3 protein-coding genes and 1 pseudogene are annotated in these 4,727 nt (G+C 57.4%); 1 reads left to right on the top strand and 3 read right to left on the bottom strand.

Features of this window, described 5'->3' with window-relative positions; translation table 11 throughout:
- The 3 genes and pseudogenes from CPT76_RS26865 to CPT76_RS26855 all read right to left on the bottom strand — a co-directional run.
- Positions 1-1,725, bottom strand: a pseudogene (locus tag CPT76_RS26865) (UbiD family decarboxylase); the annotation flags it as partial.
- Positions 1,726-1,826: 101 nt separating this feature from the next.
- The gene (locus CPT76_RS26860) at positions 1,827-2,822 is read right to left on the bottom strand and encodes a COX15/CtaA family protein (protein WP_105445075.1); all 996 of its coding nucleotides are present in this window, start codon (positions 2,820-2,822) and stop codon (positions 1,827-1,829) included.
- Between the two features lie 309 nt (positions 2,823-3,131).
- Entirely contained in the window at positions 3,132-3,476 is a 345-nt protein-coding gene (locus CPT76_RS26855) for a thioredoxin family protein (RefSeq protein WP_076173701.1), read from the bottom strand.
- 140 nt (positions 3,477-3,616) lie between these two features.
- On the opposite strand from CPT76_RS26855, the gene CPT76_RS26850 reads away from it, so the two are divergent.
- The coding region (locus tag CPT76_RS26850) for a DUF2515 family protein (protein ID WP_105445074.1) at positions 3,617-4,727 on the top strand (1,111 nt) is incomplete at its 3' end.

Genomic DNA, 4,727 nt, shown 5'->3' with positions numbered 1-4,727 from the left:
GCGGAATCAGTTCGTCCGGATACCCGGTTTTCATGCGTGCATCCACTACAATCGGCAGTCGGTACGACAGATGGTGATTCCGTACTTCGGCACCCGCATAGATGTCCGTGGCCGGGTTGAAGCGCGTAAACACCGTCCACAGGAAGGACGTCTGGTCGGCTGCCGTCTGGCGGGCATCGTCCACCAGAAGGACGAGCGGCCATTCGGTTCTCTTCTCCTGCAGCCGCTGCAGCAGGCGCTCCGGCAGCTCCGGTTCGTCCTCGTACCCTGCGCCTGAGACAAGGAGGCAGCCTCCGCAGTAAGGAACAATCTGTTCGATCTCCGCGATCGGCCCCTCCTCATAAGCACGCGGCAGCTCGCGGACCGGCTCCCCGATCCCCATCAGCACGGCTTTGCTGCCGTGGTTCAGCTTGCGTCCGGTGTAATCGAGCGTATCGTGGGATGTCTTATTAAATATAAACAGATCGACGGTCGGGTTAAACCGCGCAAGCACCGTTTCCAGCAGCTCGCTGGCGTTCTCGAGATCGACCGGCTGGTCGGTCAGGATCAGGAATTTGGTGAGGGACAGCTGACCTTCGCCCAGCATCCGGAAGGCGGATACGAGCGCTTCGCGGGAGTAACTGACGCGGACAATAGCCGAAGCAAGGGCATGGAATCCCGTCTCGGCATACGTCCACAGCGACTTGATCGAAGGCATGACGAGCGGGAAGGCCGGCGACAGCAGACGCTGCAGAAATTCGCCCATGAAGTAGTCCTCCTGCCGCGGCTTGCCTACGATCGTCGCCGGATAAATGGCGTCCTTGCGGTGCCACATATGGTTGACGTGAAAGACCGGAAAGTCATGCAGAAGGGAGTAATACCCGTAATGGTCCCCGAACGGACCTTCCGGACGCCGTTCGAACGGCGGGACAAGGCCGCTGATCGCAAACTCGGCTTCCGCCGGAATCCGGTGCCCGCCGAGCGGATTTTCCACCATCGGCAGCTTTTCGCCGAGAATCATGGACGTGAGCAGCAGCTCGGGCAGCATTTCCGGGCCCGGCGCAATCGCCGACGCGATCAGGGCCGGCGGTCCGCCAAGGAACGTCGTCATGCGCAGCGCTTCGCCGCGCTGCTCGGCTTCGTGGTAATGGAAGCCTCCGCCCTTATGGATCTGCCAGTGAATACCGGTCGTCTGGTTGTCATAAATCTGCATGCGGTACATGCCCAGATTGTGGTCCTTGGGCCGCGATGGGTTCTCCGTATAAACGAGGGGCAGCGTAATGAACGGGCCTCCGTCTTCCTGCCAGCTTGTGACCCGCGGCAGGTCTTTCAGCGGCTGGTCAGCGGCTGGTCGCTGCGGGAGACGCCAAGCACAGGAGCATCGCCCATCGGAACGGTTTTCATGCCTACCTTTAGAATGTCCTTGATCAGGCCGCGTTCATTCCACAGCGCCGACAGCGTCGGCGGAAGCATCGTATCAAGCGCACCCACCAGGGACTTCATCAGCTCCTCCGGACGCGGTCCGAACGCCATGTCTACGCGCCGACTGGTACCGAACAGATTCGTAGCCACGGGAAACGGAGTCCCCTGTACATTCGTAAACAGCAGCGCCGGCCCCTGTTCGTCGATGACCCGGCGGTGGATCTCCGCCAGCTCCAGGTACGGATCCACGGGAGCCTCGATCACTTTCAGGTCATTTTCCTTGCGCAAGGCTTCGAGCCATTGGCGTAAATTTTGATAGCTCACACGATCATTCCTCTCCAGAATAAGCCAAAAAATAATAAATAAACTTACAAACAAAGCCCTCGAATCACTTCGCGGACTTTGGATGTGCAGCGGTATTCAGTTCATCGTTTGCCGCCCTGCGGCTCAAAGCCGATTCCCCGGGCGGCCGAAGCGGACTTCGGCTGCTGAAGCGTCGCCCTTCCGGTCTGCCAGACGCGGACGCTCAAATAACAGAGCACGCCGAACAGAGACGAAATCAGCAGATTGTGCAGCAGCGCGGAAAAGATGTAAACCTCCGGCTTGTTCAGCGTCGACACGATCGCCGCCCCGCTGAACACCTGCATCAGGCACAGCGTTACCGCGGCGATGCCGAGGCCCTGCAGCTCCCGGTTCCCCCGGTTCAGCCGGTAGCCGCAGACGGCCAGTACGGCGATCGCGATCAACAGCAGCAGTGCCGCGATCCGGTGGACAAACGCGATAGTCACCCCTCCGGACAGCTCGGGAATGAACTTCCCGTTGCACAGCGGCCATCCCAGGCAGCCTCCCGCCGAGTTGGTATGGCTGACATATGCTCCGATGTAGACGACGATATAGGAGTAGATGGTCACGGCCCATGTATAGCCGCGGAAGGTCGCGCTGACGCGCGACGTACCGCCGGACGGGTACGAAGCCTCGCCCAGTTTGTCCATCCTGCGGGCGCCTAAGGCCAGCATCAGCGAGCTGGCAAACGCGATCAGCGAGAAACCGAAGTGGAAGGCAAGCACGGCCGAGGACTGGTCATACACGACAGCCATTGCCCCCATGACAGCCTGAACCAATACGAAAATAAGGGTCAATACCGAATACGTGCGCAGGTCGCGCCGGTTCTTGGCGAACAGATGGAAGGCGACCACCACCGCGACTGCTGTCAGTCCTGCCAGCCCGCTGACCAGCCGGTGCGAATATTCAATTAATGAGGCGATGGTATGCGCCGGAACGAACTCACCGTGACACAGCGGCCATTCATGCCCGCATCCGAGTCCGGAATCGGTCTTGGTGACCACGGTTCCGCCGAACGTCGCAAAAAACATCACGACAAACGTTAAATAACTGAGCCATTTCAATTGTCTGGTATTCAAAATTCTCTCACCTGCTGCTCATAATAAAAACTTTACCACTGAAGACAGGTACCTCAATATTTTACCAATCTCATCTATTATACCTGATTCCTTGACATACATCACGGCCACTTTGTGACAAAATGTCGGAGAAATGTCGGAGAAATGAAACAGCCCCACGAAGTGGGGCTTTGCTTCGCTGCCGGTTCGGCCAAATGGTAGTGAAACCCGAATACCTTCGGTTCCGTACAGCCATGCCATGAAGATGCTCTTTAAAGAGAAAAGCACCGCCTCAAATGCCTCTGTGCGGCAAGAGCGGTGCGAATTAGCTTATTTATGAATCGTTCTGTATACGTCCAGCGCCGTATTCAGGAATCCCTCGATTTCTTCGCGCGATTTGCGAAGCTTGTTTACCAGCCGCACCAGCTCCCGGCCGTCCGAAAAGGCCACAAAGCTTGGTATGCCCAAAATGTTCAGTTCCTGGCTGAGGTCGCCGACTTGATCCACGTCCACTTCGACAAGCGTCAGATCGTTCGAAAATTTCGTTTCCACGTCCGGCATAAACGGGTCCATAAATTTGCAGTCCGAGCACCAATCCGCTTTAAATACGGCTACGGTCAGTCTCGGAGACTGGATTGCGACTTGAAATTCGGCTTGAGAAGTAATTTTTTGCATGGATATCCGCCCTTTCTATCCCATATCTTGTCCAATTCTTGTCCATTTCTTCTCTTAGTGAATCAAAATACCGAGTGGAAGTCAAATTTTTTAGCCATACTGAAGGTAATGAGAGATTTCCAAGAAAGGAGGATACGGACATGCCGGTAACATCTGCGCAGCGCACCCTTGTACCCGCCTGGATCCGGATCATGTCGGCCCTGCCGAAGACGGCCGCCGAGATCGCTCGCGGCAAAGCCGCCGGCTGGAAAGCCTCCCGGCAGCTGACCCGCCGCCGCCGGCCGCTCGACTGGAAGGAGACCTCCGCCCAGAGTATCCGCGACCAACTGGACCGGATGGCCAGCGACATCGGCCGGATGCGGGAAATGCGCCACCACCTGGCTTATCCCCGGCATACGAATGCCCGCTCCCAGGAAGAGCAGGACATTCTTCATACGATCCGGACCCGCACCCGGGAGGCGAACCGCAGCAACATTACGCGGACAAAGGCCTATTACGATTGCTACCGGGAGTATCCAGAGCTCCATTGGTCCTTTTTGGCCCACATGGTGTCGCGGAACGCCGGCTGGAATATGAGCGACCTGAAGGGCGGACTCATGTCTGATCTGATGGAGCCTTCCGCCCGGGAAGACCTGTACCGGATGCTGGAGCGGTGTAACGCGCTCATTTTTCAGGACGCCTACCCCCAGCTTCTGCTGTACAGTCACAGCCGGCGCCTTGGACGGAGCTTGTTTCACCTGCTCCCGAGCTTTGGCGTGTCGGCGTTCATGAGCCCCTTCTGGGACCGCTTCTGGATTGAACGGGACAGCGCCCTGCTTGCCGTCGGGCTGATCATCAATGAACAAAATTATATTGAGGGCCGCGTTGTGCAGAACGGTTATTATCAAAGCCGGATTCTCCGTAAAAAGGCATTTTCCCTGCACAGCAAGTTTCAGATGAATCAAGTCGTCTTCCCGATGCTGCCGCATATCCCGGAGCTCGAAGCCGACGTGTTCCATACCCCCGAAGAAAAGTCCCGGATCCGCGAGTCGGCCGGCTACGCCGCCGATTCCATGGTCGGACTTATTCTGGAGCAGTTCTCCAGCCTGAACGAGAGGATTGCCTTCGGCAAAGCGCTTTACGCCACTCTGTTCGGTTACGAGGATGTATTGTCCGGCGTGCACTCGTTCGCCTCAGTCGTCGAGCACCGCGGTTCACGGAGCGAATATTGGCCGCAGCTGTTTACCCATGACAAGAAAAACGCGCTGAACT

Origin of the sequence: Paenibacillus sp. AR247 (assembly GCF_002968895.1) — a bacterium.
Taxonomy (GTDB): Bacteria; Bacillota; Bacilli; order Paenibacillales; family Paenibacillaceae; genus Paenibacillus_AQ; species Paenibacillus_AQ favisporus.
Note: the sequence above shows the minus strand (reverse complement) of the source record. Positions and strands in the feature narration are given on the sequence as shown.

Coding starts and splice junctions, on each gene's coding strand:
- CPT76_RS26855 (WP_076173701.1), bottom strand. CDS start 3,476: ATGCAAAAAATTACTTCTCAAGCCGAATTTCAAGTCGCAATCCAGTCT.